This window comes from Candidatus Izimaplasma bacterium HR1 (genome assembly GCA_000755705.1).
Classification (GTDB): domain Bacteria; phylum Bacillota_I; class Bacilli_A; order Izemoplasmatales; family Izemoplasmataceae; genus Xianfuyuplasma.
Window position 1 is genome coordinate 488,785 of the sequence record CP009415.1, and the last position, 15,438, is coordinate 504,222.

General features: G+C 30.0%; 17 protein-coding genes and 2 tRNA genes. 13 read left to right on the forward strand and 6 right to left on the reverse strand.

Annotated features, from left to right (window positions below; translation table 11 throughout):
* Positions 1 to 48: 48 nt before the first annotated feature.
* A complete protein-coding gene (locus KQ51_RS02515) occupies positions 49 to 360 on the reverse strand; it encodes a thioredoxin family protein (RefSeq protein ID WP_038468511.1) in 312 nt (103 codons plus the stop codon).
* Positions 361 to 555: a 4Fe-4S binding protein gene (locus KQ51_RS02520; RefSeq protein ID WP_038468514.1), complete on the reverse strand. Its 195-nt coding sequence runs from the start codon at positions 553 to 555 to the stop codon at positions 361 to 363.
* Between the two features lie 152 nt (positions 556 to 707).
* On the opposite strand from KQ51_RS02520, the gene KQ51_RS02525 reads away from it, so the two are divergent.
* Both KQ51_RS02525 and KQ51_RS02530 read left to right on the forward strand, forming a co-directional pair.
* Complete coding sequence (locus tag KQ51_RS02525) at positions 708 to 1,076, forward strand: ArsR/SmtB family transcription factor (RefSeq protein WP_038468517.1); 369 nt, start codon at positions 708 to 710, stop codon at positions 1,074 to 1,076.
* Positions 1,077 to 1,078: 2 nt separating this feature from the next.
* Positions 1,079 to 3,460 carry a heavy metal translocating P-type ATPase gene (locus tag KQ51_RS02530; protein ID WP_052609083.1) on the forward strand — a complete coding sequence of 794 codons (2,382 nt, stop codon included), beginning with the start codon at positions 1,079 to 1,081 and terminating at the stop codon, positions 3,458 to 3,460.
* A gap of 222 nt (positions 3,461 to 3,682) precedes the next feature.
* Here the strand turns inward: KQ51_RS02530 and KQ51_RS02535 are convergent, their stop codons facing one another.
* Together KQ51_RS02535 and KQ51_RS02540 are read right to left on the reverse strand one after the other, a co-directional pair.
* Positions 3,683 to 4,468 carry an SDR family NAD(P)-dependent oxidoreductase gene (locus KQ51_RS02535; protein ID WP_038468520.1) on the reverse strand — a complete coding sequence of 262 codons (786 nt, stop codon included), beginning with the start codon at positions 4,466 to 4,468 and terminating at the stop codon, positions 3,683 to 3,685.
* Positions 4,461 to 5,678: an aminotransferase class I/II-fold pyridoxal phosphate-dependent enzyme gene (locus KQ51_RS02540; protein ID WP_052609085.1), complete on the reverse strand. Its 1,218-nt coding sequence runs from the start codon at positions 5,676 to 5,678 to the stop codon at positions 4,461 to 4,463. Before KQ51_RS02540 ends, KQ51_RS02535 begins: the two co-directional genes overlap by 8 nt.
* Before the next feature lie 415 nt (positions 5,679 to 6,093).
* Between KQ51_RS02540 and KQ51_RS02545 the strand changes: the two genes are divergently transcribed.
* The 8 genes from KQ51_RS02545 (at position 6,094) to KQ51_RS02580 (ending at position 10,681) form a co-directional block, all read left to right on the forward strand.
* Positions 6,094 to 6,177: transfer RNA gene (locus KQ51_RS02545), tRNA-Tyr, on the forward strand.
* A 16-nt stretch (positions 6,178 to 6,193) separates the two neighbouring features.
* A tRNA-Trp gene (locus KQ51_RS02550) sits at positions 6,194 to 6,267 on the forward strand.
* A 412-nt stretch (positions 6,268 to 6,679) separates the two neighbouring features.
* On the forward strand, positions 6,680 to 7,144 hold the full coding sequence (locus KQ51_RS02555) for a hypothetical protein (protein ID WP_038468523.1): 465 nt from the start codon (positions 6,680 to 6,682) through the stop codon (positions 7,142 to 7,144).
* Between the two features lie 2 nt (positions 7,145 to 7,146).
* A complete protein-coding gene (locus KQ51_RS02560) occupies positions 7,147 to 7,392 on the forward strand; it encodes a helix-turn-helix transcriptional regulator (RefSeq protein ID WP_038468526.1) in 246 nt (81 codons plus the stop codon).
* The gene (locus KQ51_RS02565) at positions 7,382 to 8,380 is read left to right on the forward strand and encodes an NAD(P)-dependent alcohol dehydrogenase (RefSeq protein WP_052609086.1); all 999 of its coding nucleotides are present in this window, start codon (positions 7,382 to 7,384) and stop codon (positions 8,378 to 8,380) included. Before KQ51_RS02560 ends, KQ51_RS02565 begins: the two co-directional genes overlap by 11 nt.
* 96 nt (positions 8,381 to 8,476) lie before the next feature.
* The gene (locus KQ51_RS02570; protein WP_038468529.1) at positions 8,477 to 8,737 is read left to right on the forward strand and encodes a hypothetical protein; all 261 of its coding nucleotides are present in this window, start codon (positions 8,477 to 8,479) and stop codon (positions 8,735 to 8,737) included.
* An 11-nt stretch (positions 8,738 to 8,748) separates the two neighbouring features.
* The gene (locus KQ51_RS09335; protein WP_052609088.1) at positions 8,749 to 9,444 is read left to right on the forward strand and encodes an SGNH/GDSL hydrolase family protein; all 696 of its coding nucleotides are present in this window, start codon (positions 8,749 to 8,751) and stop codon (positions 9,442 to 9,444) included.
* Between the two features lie 10 nt (positions 9,445 to 9,454).
* Entirely contained in the window at positions 9,455 to 10,681 is a 1,227-nt protein-coding gene (locus KQ51_RS02580) for a hypothetical protein (protein WP_038468532.1), read from the forward strand.
* Between the two features lie 23 nt (positions 10,682 to 10,704).
* Here the strand turns inward: KQ51_RS02580 and KQ51_RS02585 are convergent, their stop codons facing one another.
* On the reverse strand, positions 10,705 to 11,388 hold the full coding sequence (locus KQ51_RS02585; protein WP_038468535.1) for a metal-dependent hydrolase: 684 nt from the start codon (positions 11,386 to 11,388) through the stop codon (positions 10,705 to 10,707).
* 11 nt (positions 11,389 to 11,399) lie between these two features.
* Positions 11,400 to 12,770, reverse strand: coding sequence for a GNAT family N-acetyltransferase (locus KQ51_RS02590; RefSeq protein WP_038468537.1), 1,371 nt, complete (start codon positions 12,768 to 12,770; stop codon positions 11,400 to 11,402).
* Between the two features lie 136 nt (positions 12,771 to 12,906).
* Here KQ51_RS02590 and KQ51_RS02595 point away from each other — a divergent pair, with 136 nt between their 5' ends.
* The 3 genes from KQ51_RS02595 (at position 12,907) to KQ51_RS02605 (ending at position 15,395) form a co-directional block, all read left to right on the forward strand.
* The gene (locus KQ51_RS02595; protein WP_038468541.1) at positions 12,907 to 13,608 is read left to right on the forward strand and encodes a DsbA family oxidoreductase; all 702 of its coding nucleotides are present in this window, start codon (positions 12,907 to 12,909) and stop codon (positions 13,606 to 13,608) included.
* A gap of 130 nt (positions 13,609 to 13,738) precedes the next feature.
* The gene (locus tag KQ51_RS02600) at positions 13,739 to 14,284 is read left to right on the forward strand and encodes an RNA polymerase sigma factor (protein WP_052609091.1); all 546 of its coding nucleotides are present in this window, start codon (positions 13,739 to 13,741) and stop codon (positions 14,282 to 14,284) included.
* A complete protein-coding gene (locus tag KQ51_RS02605) occupies positions 14,277 to 15,395 on the forward strand; it encodes a hypothetical protein (RefSeq protein ID WP_038468543.1) in 1,119 nt (372 codons plus the stop codon). The genes KQ51_RS02600 and KQ51_RS02605 overlap by 8 nt, the downstream gene beginning before the upstream one ends.
* Positions 15,396 to 15,438: the final 43 nt, after the last annotated feature.

The window sequence follows — 15,438 nt, forward strand, 5'->3', positions numbered from 1 at the left end:
TACGTTTTCATTTTAGATTAATTATAAAAAAAGACTGGATTCCCAGTCTTAACTTGTATATATATCAATTAATCTAGTTACTTTACTGTAATTTATATATCTCGATTCTCTCAATAGCTCTTTACCTTTAGAAAAGATAAGAACTGTAGGAACACTAAAGATTAAATGCTCTCCTCTGAACTGATCCATATCATCGATATAAACAGATTGAATTTCAATATTATCTAAGTTAGGTACATTTTGTTCAAGCATTCCGAGAATGCTTTTACAAGCAGAACATGTGTGTGACTTAGCTATAATCATTACAAAGTCCTTTTTGAGTACTTTTTCAACATCTTTGTATGTTTCAATTACATTCATTTATTTCGCCTCAACAATCTTGAGTGCATTTGTAGGACATGCATGAATACATCCCCATGCATTATCGCACATTATATCTGTAGTATAAGCCTTTTTATTTACTTTGTCTATTTTAAGGGTTCCTGTAGGACAAATTCTTGCACATAAAGAACACCCAACACATTTCTCTGAATTTACGTTTACTGTATAAGCCATTATAACACCTCCGAGCCGATAGTTAGTTTACAAACTTTTAAGTGAAAAGTCAAGAAACTTAATTATAAAAATGTTTTCATAAATTATAATGTTTGTTATATTCTTTGTATGGAATATAACATATTGATAATATATGATTAAGAGGTGATGAAATGAAAAGTATTAATTTCCTTAAGAGTATAAGTAATAACACAAAGTTAAGATTAATAAGTCTCTTATTAGAGAACGAACTTTGTGTATGTGAGTTAGAAGAAATTCTCCATATAAGACAGGTTAATATATCGAAAAATCTTATAAGTTTAAAAGATGTTGGTATTGTCGAGGTTAGAAGAGATAAGCAAAGAGGGTTCTATTCTTTGTCTGAAGAATTTTTGAAAAGTAATCATTTGATTAATCATATAAAAGAACTGAAGTTGATTGAAGAACAATTAAAAAAAGACTTTGAAGAGTTTATAAAACATGAAGAAGTAAAAGATGAGAATGTCTATGTATGTAGCGTATATAGAAATGAGGTAAGTTGATTATGATTAAGAAATCAATAAAGGTTAACGGTATGACATGTGCAATGTGTGCTAAAACAATTACTAATACATTTGATAATTATGAAGGGATTAGTGCAAACGTGAATGTAGGGGCTGGGAAAGTTATATTTACTTATGAAGAAGAAAAATATAGCTTAGTTGATATAGCTGATATTGTAACTAAAATTGGTTATGAACCTATATTAGAAGGATCTTTAAATGATAATAAGATTGAACGAGCGAAATTAAGAAGAGAAATTTACATTAGTCTTGTATTTAGTATTCCTTTACTTTGGGCAATGTTTAGTCATATTGAGTTCTTTAGTTTTATATATGTCCCAGAGATATTGAAGAACGGTATAGTTCAATTAGTAATATCTGGGATAGTGCAATTCTATATTGGTAGAAGATTTTATAAAGCTGCATATCATAGTATTAGAAAGAAAGTATTAGGTATGGATATACTAGTTGTTATGGGGACAACTAGTGCTTACTTATATAGTCTATATTTACTATATGCCCAGTTAAGTAATCCTGTAATGCATCCGACATATTACTTTGAGATAAGTGCATTAATTATTACTATGGTGTTGATAGGAAATTATATCGAACATATCGCAAAAGAAAGAACAACAGATGCCTTAGTAGAACTTGTTAATCTAGGTGCTAAAGAAGCCCGAGTTCTTAAAAATGATAGAGAAGTTATGGTTGACATTGACGAAGTATTCTTAGGTGATTTAATAGTTGTAAAAGCAAAAGAGAAAATTCCAATTGACGGAAAAATCATTAAAGGAAAATCTTTTGTAGATGAATCAATGATTACAGGAGAAAGTATTCCTGTTGAGAAAAGTATTGATAGCAAAGTTATTGGAGCTACTATTAATTTGCGAGAAACTATTATTGTTGAGGCAACCAAAATTGGTAGCGAAACAATGTTAGCTAAAATCATTGAAACAGTTGAAGAAACTAGTGCTTTGAAACCACCTATTCAAAGAACTGCGGATAAGATAGCATCTTACTTTGTACCGATTGTAGTATCTATAGCAATCCTTAATTTCATAGTTCAGTTTTGGCTTTTAGGAATAGATTTTAGTATAGCTTTCGAAAGAACTATTGCCATTTTGGTAATTAGTTGTCCTTGTGCCTTAGGCCTTGCTACTCCGACAAGTATTCTAGTAGGAAACGGGAAAGCAGCACAAAATCATATCCTTTATAAGGGTGGAGAATTCTTTGAGTTAGCAAATAAGATTCAAGCTATTGCTTTCGATAAAACAGGAACTTTGACTATAGGTAAACCTGTAGTAACTGATTATATTGGTGGTAAGAAATCATTAGATTACTTATACACATTAGAAAAAGAATCAACACATCCAATTAGTGTATCACTAGTAGAATATGCTAAAGATAATCAAGCAAAGCTATTGGAGTTATCTGAGTTTGAAGTAGTTGAAGGGAAAGGTATTAAAGGAGTAATTAATTCTGATGAAGTATATATTGGGTCATATAACTTAATAAAAGAGTTAAATGTTCCTCATGATTACTTAGATGATTATAACAAGTATTTACTAGAAGCTAAGACAGTAAACTTTTTGGTTATAAACAATTCAATAAAAGCGATTTATGCAGTTAGAGATGAAATTAAAGATACATCGCAACTGGTTATCAAAGAAATGAAAGCTAGAGGGTTAATTCCTTATATGATTACTGGAGATAATCATGTAGTAGCAAAACAAATTGCAAAAGAGTTAGGTATCAAGAATGTTTATAGTGAAGTACTACCGCATGAAAAAGCTAAAATTGTAGGAGATATACAATCAAAAGGTTTGGTAACAGCTTTTGTAGGTGATGGGATAAATGATGCACCGGCACTAAAACTTGCTGACGTTGGAATAGCTATGGGACATGGAACAGATATTGCGATTGATAGTAGTGATGTAACATTGATGAGTTACGATCTTGGGTTAGTTATAAAAGCAATTGATATGTCAAAAGCAACTTTAAAAAATATATATCAAAACTTTGCATGGGCATTTAGTTATAACTTAATAGCAATACCTTTAGCAGCAACAGGTAGATTAAGTATGGTTGTTGCAGCAGCTGCAATGGCATTCAGTAGTATTACTGTAGTATTAAATGCATTAAGATTAAAAGGATATAAATTACCAGAATTTAAAATAGATAAAGGAGACGATATTATGAAATTAGAAGTAACAGATATGACTTGTAATCACTGCAAAATGAGTATTACTAATGCTTTAACAGAAAATGGATTCAATAATGTAGAGGTAAACCTAGAAGATAAATCAGTTGTATTTGATTTAAATGGAAAAACTTCAGAGGAGGCAATAAAAGCAATTGAGGGAAAAGGTTATCACGTCAAGTAATAAAGCCGTTTTTACCATTTATGTCCACTTTTTTGTATTAGATAAATAAATATAGTATAATTTTAATGTAGCAAGGACTTAACCTCCAATTGAGAGACGATGCTACAAAAGGGTGCTAAGTTATAGGGAAATGGTAATCTCCAAAATTACAGATTTTAAGGAAAAGGGTAGGGGAAATACTCAAAAAAATAAAGAGAAGGAATTTTTCCTTCTCTTTTCCGTTTATCCATACATTTTTGTGATAATAAATTCTACAACTCTTTTCGGTAGTATCTTACTTAAAAAGACCAGGAACTTATAATCTAAACCAACAGTAACTTGAATTGGCATTTTCTTTTTATTCATTACTTTTGTAACAACTTTAACAACTTTACTAGGATCAACACCATTTTGTTCATCCTTCTCCATCTTTTCAATACTTCTTTTGACATTGTCATAATAAGGACTATCTTCAATCAGGATAGTTTTTCTATTTGTAGTAAAACTAGTTTTAGTATCACCTGGTAAAACAGTACAAACATCAATATTGAATTGTTTTAGTTCAATTCGTAGTCCTTCTGTTAGAATACCAACACTTGATTTACTCATTGAGTAACTTGTTTGATAAGGAATTGTTATTGCACCTGCTACACTTCCGATGTTTATAATTTTACCTTGATGATTTTTTAATGAAGGAAGTATTCCTTTTATTAATTCAATAGTTCCAAATAAATTTACTTCATAAACCCATTTAAGATCTTCATAAGATACTTCTTCAATAGCTCCTCCAGTACCAACACCGGCACAATTGATTAAAACATCAATTTTAGGATAACCTTGTTTAATTTGATTTGTTACTGATTTGATTTGTTCTTGATTAGTTAAATCACACTCATAATACTTATAGTTTATATCAGTTGGTTTTTTTCTTGATAAACCAATTACTGTATAACCTTCATTATGCATTGTATTTGCAATTTCTTTTCCGATTCCACTACTGGCTCCTGAGATCAGAATAACTTTACTCATTATTAAGCGATTCCATTAATTCTTCATCATCCATAGGGAGTGAAGAAATTACTTCATTAATTATTTCTGCAGCTTCATTAAGAATTTTTTCTGTATGGGTTGCCATATAGCTAGTTCTAATCATACATTCTCCTTCAGGAGCGGCTGGAGGTAATACTGGATTAACATAGACACCTTTTTCATATAATCTCTTTACAGCAAATAAAGTTCTTAATTTTGAATATGTGTATATTGGTATAATAGGAACAATATTATCTTCACCAACTGGTAAATTGTATCCCATTAGTTTATCTCTCATAAATCTTGCTGCTTTTAATAGACTTGCAGGTCTTTCTGGTTCAGCTTTTAAAATTCTTAAAGCTTCAAGAGCAGTTCTTGTACTTGAGGGTGTAATAGCTGCACTAAAAATAAAGGGTCTTGATGTGTGTTTAACAAATTCAACAACTTCTTTTTTAGCAACCATGTATCCACCTAAACTAGCTAATGATTTTGAGAAAGTACCCATGATGATATCTACTTCGTCTTCTAAATCAAAGTATTCTGCAGTACCTCTACCACCTTTACCAAGAACACCTAAACCATGAGCATCATCAACCATTACTCTAGCACCATATTTTCTAGCTAATCTAACAATTTCATCAAGTTTGCAGATGTCTCCACTCATACTGAATACTCCATCAGTAATTATTAGTTTACCCTTATTGGGACTAGCTTCAGAAAGTTTTCTCTCTAAGTCTTTCATATCACTATGATTATATCTAACCATTTTCGCAAAGCTTAGTTTGATTCCATCATAAATGCTAGCGTGATTTTCCTTATCACTAAAGATTAAATCACTTCTTCCAGCAATTGCACTTATAATTCCTAAGTTACTTTGAAATCCAGTTGAGAAGGTAAGGCAAGCTTCCTTGTTTAAAAAATCAGCTAATTCCTTTTCTAATTGGATATGTAAATCTAATGTACCATTTAAAAATCTCGAACCAGATACTCCACTACCAAACTCTTGGATAGCTTCAACACCAACTTTAATAATTCTTGGATCTCCTGTTAATCCTAAATAATTATTAGAACCAATCATTATTTGTCTTCGGCCTTCCATAACTACTTCGACATCTTGTTTAGTTTCCAACGAATGGAAGTAAGGATACAAGCCTAAAGCTGTAATCTTTTCTACTTCCTTGTATGAGAAACATTTTTCAAATAAATCCATTTGTTTCACCCCATTTTATCTATCTAATATTATACCTTATTAGAGGAGTCTTACCAATATTTTTTAACGTGAAAACAAGTTATGCAACATTAGTATCGAAACTAAGCTAAACTGCACAGCATGTGGAGTTATCTAGCTACTTAACTTTTACAATTTTGACATATAGAGCACTAAAACAAATGTGCTACCTAAGCCATATTTATAACAATTGATTTGCTAATATTTACTCAAGTAACTGTATGATGATTTCAACTATAATAATCATTCAAAGAAAACTAGTTCAAAAAGTTATATAATCTTCGAAAAGAGGATATAATTAATGAATTTTTGATGTGGAGTATCTAAAAAAAACTATTGATTTTTAAAAACCTCTTTGCTATAATGAAAAAGCGCATTAAATAATAGTGCAAACAGTGGGCGGGTAGCGAAGTGGTTAAACGCGGCAGACTGTAACTCTGCTCCTTGGGGTTCGGCGGTTCGAATCCGTCCCCTCCCACCATTTTTTAATTTTTTTTAGGGGCGTAGCAAAATGGTTATGCAGCGGTCTCCAACACCGTCTACGGGAGTTCGATCCTCTCCGCCCCTGCCATTAGATCAAATATAGAAGTCACTTACTGGCTTCTTTTTTTATTGTACAATGTCAAAAATGCATTGATATTATGAGGTAAACAGGTATATCAGTTCAATGGTTTAATGCATTCAATTAAGGTGAAACATTACTAGCAGTATATCGTGAAGAGAATTTATCACATAGAGCAATTGATTCTATGATAAATTATGGTTTAAGAAATTTAAGACAACCATGGCTAAGTATCCGGGTGAGTCTACTTACTTAGAAGACTAATAAAGATATATAACAGGTAAAATAAAAAATCAAAGCCCTTAGGGCTTTATATTTATAGTTAAAATATAGTGTAAAGTAAACTTGACACCAAGTAAAGTTTATGATACATTGTAGATATACACTTCGACATCAAGTTGAAGTAAAAGGAGGAAATAAAATGTCATACCAAGAAAAAAAGAGTTTAACAAATATCATTAGTTCAATAGTGATAACGAGTATATATGCGGTTGTAATGTACCAAAAATACTTGAATGGAGCATTCGATACAACAAATATATTTAGATTATGGGCAATCATCATTTTGATCTTTATACCTATATCTGTAATTTCTAGAATTATTATCATGATTATTTTCCATATTTTGGAATCTGTTGTTCAGACAGCCAAAGGTGAAGAAGTTGATCTTGAAATGGATATAGTTGATGAAAGAGATAAACTAATTGAAATGAAAGTATCTAAAATCTCAATGATGGTTTTCGCCTTAGGTTTTATTATTGCTCTTGCAATTCAATTATTTGATGTAAGCAATCATTCGTTCTTTATTATTATGGTAATATCAGGGTTGATCACAGAAGTGTTATCGGAAACTCTATCTATTATTTACTATAGAAAAGGGGTTTAAATATGAAAAAACTGAGTATTGCAAATAACGTCAGAACACTCCGGTTTTTAAATAACGAAATGACTCAAAAAGAATTAGCACAAAAAGTAGGAGTTTCTCGACAAACAATTGTGGCTATAGAGAAAAGGCAATATTCTCCGACACTTGAATTATGTTTTAAACTTTCAATTGTTTTTGAAAAATCAATTGATGAAATATTTACAGTAGAGAAAATAGATGGGAAGTTAGTAATAGAAAATGAAAAATAATATAATAATGAATGCATGTATTGTTCCTAAATATGGGACTGAAGAAGATATTATAATAAGAGAAATATTAAAACCAATCCCTAGGGAAAAAGAACTACTTATTAAAGTACATTACGCTCCTGTGACACCGACAGATTTAACTAGTAAAAAAGGTGATTCATTTATTTTTAGACTGTTTAGCTCACTAATTAGACCTAAATTTGGTGTATATGGTGAAATGTATGTTGGTGAAGTAACAGAAGTTGGGGAATTAGTAAAGGATTTCAATATTGGTGATTTAGTTTATGGTACCAACGGAATGAAATTAGGGACATACGCTGAATATGTACGAGTTAAAGATACTACTGTTATAAGAAAAGTACCAAAAGGTGTTGAACCAATAAACACCCTTGCTTTACTTGATGGTGGAATTACTGCTTTACCTTTTTTAAGAGATAAAGGACTTATACAAAAAGGTCAAAAAGTACTAATTATTGGCGCTTCTGGAAGCGTTGGTAGTATGGGTGTTCAATTAGCTAAAAATTATGGAGCTATTGTTACTGGAGTAAGTGGAACTAGTAATCAAGAACTTCTTAAAGATATTGGGTGTGATTATGTTATTGATTACACTAAAACAAAGTACACTGAAAGTAATTATAGATATGATATAATCTTTGATGCTGTTGGAAAATCTTCATTTATAGAATGCCAAAACATCTTAACTGAAAAGGGTTCATACCTAATCACAGTACCTGATTTACCAGCAATGTTAAAAGCACTATTCAAAGTTAAACAAAAGAATAAGAAATCACTATTTGCAGCAACAGGTCTTAGAAAACCTAACTTGAAAAATATAGATTTAGATTATTTGGAAGGATTACTTATTAATAAAAAAATAACACCAGTTATTGAAAAGATATTTGATATTAAGGACATGACTAAAGCACAACAACATGTTCGTACTGGACATAAAAAAGGGAATATTATAGTAGATTTAAGAAAGATATAAGAAAAAAAGAAGCCAAATTGGCTTCTTTTTTAGTATGCTTATACTACAATTAGATTATATGATATAATTGATTTAGAAATTATTAGGAGGAGTTATATGTTACTTGCATCAAATATGGGGTTTATACCCTTAATTATGTTTAGTATTATAGGAACACTTTTTATCCTGAATCCAAAATTAGTTCAGACACTTAAAGACTACAAACCTTCAACAGGAAAGTCTTTGTCAGAGTTTAGCCAGGATTTTACTAAAAGCTCTATCCTATTTACAAGAATAGCAGGTGCTATTTGGATATTGATAGGAGTATATTTATTTTTACTTATTACTTACGATGTGGATATTTTAGGTATTTTTTAGGAGTTGAGGTTATGAAGGTAGCTTTTTTAGGAGATAGTATTACAAAAGGGGTACCAAAAGTATCTTATTTTGAAATGCTTTTACAAGATCTTGATTCATATGAATTAACCAATTACGGTAAAGGTGGCGACACCGTAGACAGTTTATTAAAAAGGATTAAAAAAATTAAGCATCTTGAAGAGTACGATTTAGTTTTTGTATTCATTGGGGTTAACGATGTTTATTCCAAAATAAATAGAAAACATGAAGTTATGAAAGCTTTAAGAAGACAGTATTGGAGTAAAGATAATGTCGAGTTCAGAGCTCTATATTATGATTTAATTAAATATCTTGATACTAAATGCAGAAAAGTTGTTATTATTCCCCCACTACTATTTGGGGAAAACTTGAAAAGTAAATGGAATGAGGAACTTAAAGAGTATATCGAAGTAATAAAAGATATATTGAAGGAGTATCCCCATATCGATTACTTGGATGTCTATAGTGCTTTTGTTGAATATCTTAAAGATAAAGAAGTAGTAGATTACATTCCTGAATCGTTGTTTAGAACAGGAATGGATGCAGCGGTTTTAGTTAATAACCAACTCGCAGATCAGGAAAGTGATGAGCGAGGATTGCATTTAACTCTAGATGGTGTACATTTAAATTCTAAGGGTGCTAAACTAACTGCGGATATAATTGCTGATTATATTAAAACAACTTGTTAAAGGTGATATTATGAGGAAATTATTAAACATAACAATGCTAGTATTCCTAACTATATTATTAAGTAGTTGTGGGAATGAAGTTGATTCAGAGATTACTCAGAATTTTGTTTTAGGTGAAATTGATTTCTATCTTCAAAATAATGATTTGTTAAATGATTATTTTGACACTAATTTAGATGATGTAGGAGAAAAAATCACCTATACAAAAGCTAGTTTCTTTAATTATGATTTAAAAAACACAAATAATGTAGACATCGAATATGATGATTATTACACTTCATTTAGTAATCTAATATTTGTAAAGCAAGCAGTCAACGAAATAGATAATTTTGCTTATAACACATGTTATAACGAGACTATCTCTACCGAAACTGTTTGTGTTCACTATGATAATGAAGTATTGAAGATAGAATATTATGAACATATATCTGAGTTAGATGTTGCTATGAGTCATAGATATGAGTTAACCAAAATAGATGGTGTTGTATCAATGGTTAAATATATGACAGTTTATGATATTGCAAATGATCGAGAAATACTTGATAGGAAAATCGAAGTTTATGGACGTGATTATATCTTAGATAAACTTTATTATCCTGAAACAAGATCATTTGTATATGAGTACACTTCTTATGAGGACCAAGAATATTTCATGTATAAAGGTACTCTAGATTCTAATCAAGAATTTATTAGACAAACGATTGAGTATTATATTCATCAGTTTAAAGCATTTGTATCTTATGATATTAAAAATGATTTATTAGAAGATTACCGGGTAAAACTATTTGATGATGGACACAGAGTTTTGAAGGCAGATATAAATGTTAAGGATAATAACCCGACTGTTAATGAATTATCTTGGAACATGTTAAGTGTCGAAAACTGGAGTACTGTTGAATATATTTTAGAGAATCATTATCTTTATCTAGGTAACTACCCAATAATGCAAGATTATGAGTTCGATGTTCAACTAAGTGGTTATGGAAAAGTAACTGCATATAAGATGTTTGAAGGTGACTTAGAAAACACTGATATAACTTTGGAGACATATGGCTTAGAATCTGGTTATAATTTAAGTGACATTAATAATGCTAAACTATATTTTGAATCAAACTATGTAAATGAATTATTAGTATATGGATTTGCTCATAATGATCCAGATAACAGATTAATTTTATCTATTGAACTTGTTTTTATGGATAGTGAATTATCAAAATATATTTCGGGTATTAAATAAAAAAGGAGCTTAATAGCTCCTTTTTATATGGTTATACTTTTACCTGGTTTCAATATTTTTACTACAAAATCAGGTAGCTTTGCTACAAAATATGTAGGGTCTGCTTGGATTAGTCCAAAGGTATTATAATGCATTGGGACTGTTATTTTAGGTTTAATAAAGTGAACAGCTCTAACCGCATCATCTATATCCATTGTATAATTCCCACCTATTGGTAGAAATGCTAAATCAACTTCTTCATCTTCTAATAACTTCATATCATAAGTTAAACCAGTATCTCCAGCGTGGTATAAACTTTTATTATCAATATCAATTAAAAATCCTCCAGGATTACCACCATCATAGAAATTTCCATCTTTGAAAAAACTTGAACCATGAAGTGCTGGTGTCATTTTAACCTGCCCAAATTGAAACTCAAATCTACCACCAATATGCATGGCATGAGTCTCTATTTCTGGATTGTCTAGTTTTATTGTGTTTGCTATTTCAGCATTACTGATAATGATTGCCTTGTTATCTAGTGCTATTTTTACTGCATCTCCAACATGATCGCCATGGGCGTGAGTTATAAAAATATGAGTTATACCTTCTGTATGTTCTTTTTTTGATTTATACAACGGATTACCTGTTAAGAAAGGATCTATCAAGCCTTTAAAATTTTTGTCCTCAACTAGTAAGGCTGAGTGTCCTAAAAATGTGACTTTCATAATATACCTCCTTAAAGTTTTTTAATAAAGTGATATCCATCTAAGTATTTATTTTGCTCTTTAATATGAATTTTTGTAGGTGATAAGCAATAATCAAATTTTTTCCATAAGTTAATATAATTTGGATTATTATTTAGCGCCCATGCTCGTAATTGTGATATTCCTTCACTTCTAAAATATTTCTCTGTTTTTTCGATAAGTTTTGATGCAACACCTTGTTTTTGATAATTAGGATGAACTTCAAGAATCTCAACAAAGGCTTCGTTTACTTCACACAATGGTTCTAAAAGAGGGTTCAATTTAGTTGAGATAAAACCTACAACTGTTTTATCTTTCATTGCTATTAGTGAATAATCATTAATCTCTAATGAGACATATTCAGCTTTTACTTCACCAAATTGTTCCTTTATTAACTTGAGATGAATTTCGTTACATACACCAAACATTATACCTTTTTCCATAACTATACTTTTAGTATGATCTACTTTAAGTAGATACCTAAAGATGATAATAAACAATGAGATATAAGCTATAGTTACCATCAAAGCTAACATATCAAAATTGGCTTCACCATAGAAAAAATCAAAAGCTCCCATGAATGAAAAAATCACAAAGATAGCATATAACCTTAGATAATGGAATAGCATTTTATGAGTGTATCTTTTGTTTACGATTGTTATGATAAAATCAACAATCGTAAAGAATGGTAAAGCAATCATCAAGGTTAATGATAGTTTCTCTTCCATCCAATCTTCATTTTGGAATACTATAGACAATGCAATAATTAGTGCCAAAGTGATATATTTTAAAATATCCCATTGTCTTAGTAAATATAATCTATATGCATAGTAGCCTAGTGAAACTAAAATCATGATTGAATAAATTATGTATTGAAAAACTGTATTTGCAGATTGGTAACATTGCCAACCATCAGTGAATCCACAACCTGTTCCAATTAGGTGAATTAAATCTAGTGCCAAGAATATTGGCATTAAAAGCCATAGTTCTTTGGCAACAATCTTTCTAGATATTAACAAATAATGCACCCCTAAAACAATTAATAAAATTAAGTAAATTGAGATATAATCATCAATCTTCATTAGATTTTGAAATGTATAGAAATACACTACAATATTACCTATTAAACCAAAAATAAGATGCTTAATCTCGTTACCTTTTGGTTTATGGATTTTATTCTTATATATTAAGAGTACACATATAGCTGCTATTACAGCAATCAGTATTAAGTTAATCCATAAACTAACAATGTGTTCTTCCCCGTAATTACCTTCTTGATAGATTAATACAAGTCCCCAAATAAATGGTGGATAAATAAAAAATAGATATGTAAGGATTAAATAAATGTTATTTTTTTTCTTCATCAAATTACCTCCTATACACTTTCATTATACAAAAAGAATAATAAATTTACTACTTTTAATAGTTTGTAAGCAAACTATTTGATATATATTGTATTTTAATCCATAATATAAATGTTAATGAAAAAGGAGTGTTATTATGAAAGTAGAATTATGGAGTGACTTTGCATGCCCATTCTGTTATATTGGGAAAAAACGTTTTGAAAAAGCATTAGAGAATTTTCCACATAAGGATAAAATTGAAGTTGTATATAAGGCTTATCAATTGAATCCTAATGCCCCGAAAGTTATGAAGGGGAGTCCTGTAGAAAGTTTTGCAAAAGGACACAGAATGAGTACAGATACAGCAAAACAAAGATTTACTATGTTTAATGAACAAGCACAAAGTGTCGGGTTATCATATGATTATGAAAATATTCAAATGACAAATAGTTTTGATGCACATCGCTTAGCTAAATGGGCTAACCAGTTCGATAAAGAACAAATGATAACTGAGAGACTGATGAAAGCATATTTTACTGATGGTTTAAATATTGCAGACATTGATACATTAGTTACTATTGCTGGTGAAGTGGGATTAAGTGAAGAGGATTCAAGAAAAGTATTAGAATCAAAAAAATATAGTGATCAAGTTTATAACGAAATTAACGAAGGTAAGCAAATCGGAGTTCAAGGTGTTCCATTCTTTGTATTAAACAGAAAATACGGAATTAGTGGAGCACAACCTATTGAATACTTCACACAATCATTGGAAAAACTTTGGGAAGAAGAGAAACCACTTGAAGATTTAAGTGGAGCCGATGAAGGACATACTTGTAGCGATGAGTCATGCTCAATTTAGAACTAAATTAAATTTTAGTTCTTTTTTTTTGAGAAAAAAGACTTGTTAGTTTGTATATATTTATGTAGGACTTCATTTGTTAGATATCCAAACACCTAAATGGTATAATACTACTGAAAGGATGATGCAAATGAGCGAAGATATCGTTGTCATCAACAATGTTTTACAAGGTAAAATTGATCATTTTGGAAGCTTAATGACTAAATATCACAATGAGATGTTCTCGTTTGTTTTCAACATGCTTGGTAATTACGATGACACCGAAGATCTAATTCAAGAGATATTCATTAAGGTTTATAATAATCTTAATAGATATAACTCTAGGAAATCATCATTTAGAACCTGGTTATACCGCATTGCATCTAATCATACGATAAATTATTTGAAATCATCAAGCTATAAACGGAAATCTGGTAATGAACTAGATACAACATTTATAGAGGATGATTTGGATATAGAAGCAGAAATAGTTAAGGAACAGCAAATAAAAGAAATCATCAAAGTAATGAAAATGAGATTATCAGAAAAACACCAAAAGATATTAATCCTACATTATTTCTCAGGCTTATCAGTTAAAGAAATAGGGCTAACATTAGAAATTCCCGAGAAAACAATATATAAAGCTTTAAAAACAAGTGTCGAAAAAATTAAAGAGGAGGTGACTACTAATGACTAAAATGAATAGAAGAATTGACGAAACAAGAATGAATGAATCAAGAGATAAATCAATTGATTTTGTTTTATGTTCAATTGCACCAAAAACTACAAGACAACCATTCTTTACAAGAACCAGAACAATGTTATTATCAACATTTGTTTTAATCATTGCATTAGTAGTTATGTTTGTAATACCAAATACTAACACCCCTGGAACACCAGTAACTATTAACGCATATGAATCAGAAAGAATTGCAGAAGTTACTTATTTAACAACTAGTCTTATTGGTTCAAACATTGTCTTAAGTAACACCGATATGATGTTGTTAGATAATAATATTATTATTACGGCTGATAATGAAACTACTGAGTTTGAAGACAATGATGAATTAATCAATCTATATTTTGATACATTACGTGTCTTCTTAGAGGATGATTTATTTCAAAACTCAATAACTACAACAATTTCAGAAGATGATCCAAATACTCATATTATAACTTTTTCAATTCAAGAAATTGAATATGTTTTAACCGTTACATTCCTCAATAATACATTTTCCGGAACACTTAGTGTTGGTGGAGTAACATATGATGTAACTGGCAAACTTGAAGAATCAATAGATGAATTAAAATTAGAATTAGAAGCCGTAAATGGTGATGATTACGTTCATATAGAATTTGTTTCAGAGCAGGATGAGAATGAAATTGAAAGAAAATACCAAATTCATGAACGAATCAATAATGTTGAAAAAGAACAAGAAATTAAAGTGTCTCTAGAAGAAAATGAATATCAAATTGAAATTAAAGATGGCGAAAACGAATATAGATTAGAAAAAGAAATGGAAGGCTCTGAATACCAATATAAATTAGAATACAAAATCAACGGGATAGAAGGAGAAGCAATAATAACTGAATCAGTTGATGTTAATGGTAATATTGTTTATCAATATCAAATCAAAGAAGGAAGCAATGAAAAAGAAATAGAACATGGTAGACCTAACTACGAACATGAAGACGATGACGAGGATGAAGAAGACGATGAGGATGATGAGGATGATAGTGGTAATGGTGAAAATAATGGGAAAACCGGAAATAAAATGGAAGAAAAAAATAAAATATATTTAATTTAGGAGAAAAAAAATAAGTTGAGTTGTATATATTATCAAAGGAGTG

Coding starts and splice junctions, on each gene's coding strand:
- KQ51_RS02540 (WP_052609085.1), bottom strand. CDS start 5,678: ATGGATTTATTTGAAAAATGTTTCTCATACAAGGAAGTAGAAAAGATT.
- KQ51_RS02600 (WP_052609091.1), top strand. CDS start 13,739: ATGAGCGAAGATATCGTTGTCATCAACAATGTTTTACAAGGTAAAATT.
- KQ51_RS02580 (WP_038468532.1), top strand. CDS start 9,455: ATGAGGAAATTATTAAACATAACAATGCTAGTATTCCTAACTATATTA.
- KQ51_RS02570 (WP_038468529.1), top strand. CDS start 8,477: ATGTTACTTGCATCAAATATGGGGTTTATACCCTTAATTATGTTTAGT.
- KQ51_RS02520 (WP_038468514.1), bottom strand. CDS start 555: ATGGCTTATACAGTAAACGTAAATTCAGAGAAATGTGTTGGGTGTTCT.
- KQ51_RS02555 (WP_038468523.1), top strand. CDS start 6,680: ATGTCATACCAAGAAAAAAAGAGTTTAACAAATATCATTAGTTCAATA.
- KQ51_RS09335 (WP_052609088.1), top strand. CDS start 8,749: ATGAAGGTAGCTTTTTTAGGAGATAGTATTACAAAAGGGGTACCAAAA.
- KQ51_RS02535 (WP_038468520.1), bottom strand. CDS start 4,468: ATGAGTAAAGTTATTCTGATCTCAGGAGCCAGTAGTGGAATCGGAAAA.
- KQ51_RS02565 (WP_052609086.1), top strand. CDS start 7,382: ATGAAAAATAATATAATAATGAATGCATGTATTGTTCCTAAATATGGG.
- KQ51_RS02515 (WP_038468511.1), bottom strand. CDS start 360: ATGAATGTAATTGAAACATACAAAGATGTTGAAAAAGTACTCAAAAAG.
- KQ51_RS02605 (WP_038468543.1), top strand. CDS start 14,277: ATGACTAAAATGAATAGAAGAATTGACGAAACAAGAATGAATGAATCA.
- KQ51_RS02560 (WP_038468526.1), top strand. CDS start 7,147: ATGAAAAAACTGAGTATTGCAAATAACGTCAGAACACTCCGGTTTTTA.
- KQ51_RS02530 (WP_052609083.1), top strand. CDS start 1,079: ATGATTAAGAAATCAATAAAGGTTAACGGTATGACATGTGCAATGTGT.
- KQ51_RS02595 (WP_038468541.1), top strand. CDS start 12,907: ATGAAAGTAGAATTATGGAGTGACTTTGCATGCCCATTCTGTTATATT.
- KQ51_RS02525 (WP_038468517.1), top strand. CDS start 708: ATGAAAAGTATTAATTTCCTTAAGAGTATAAGTAATAACACAAAGTTA.
- KQ51_RS02585 (WP_038468535.1), bottom strand. CDS start 11,388: ATGAAAGTCACATTTTTAGGACACTCAGCCTTACTAGTTGAGGACAAA.
- KQ51_RS02590 (WP_038468537.1), bottom strand. CDS start 12,770: ATGAAGAAAAAAAATAACATTTATTTAATCCTTACATATCTATTTTTT.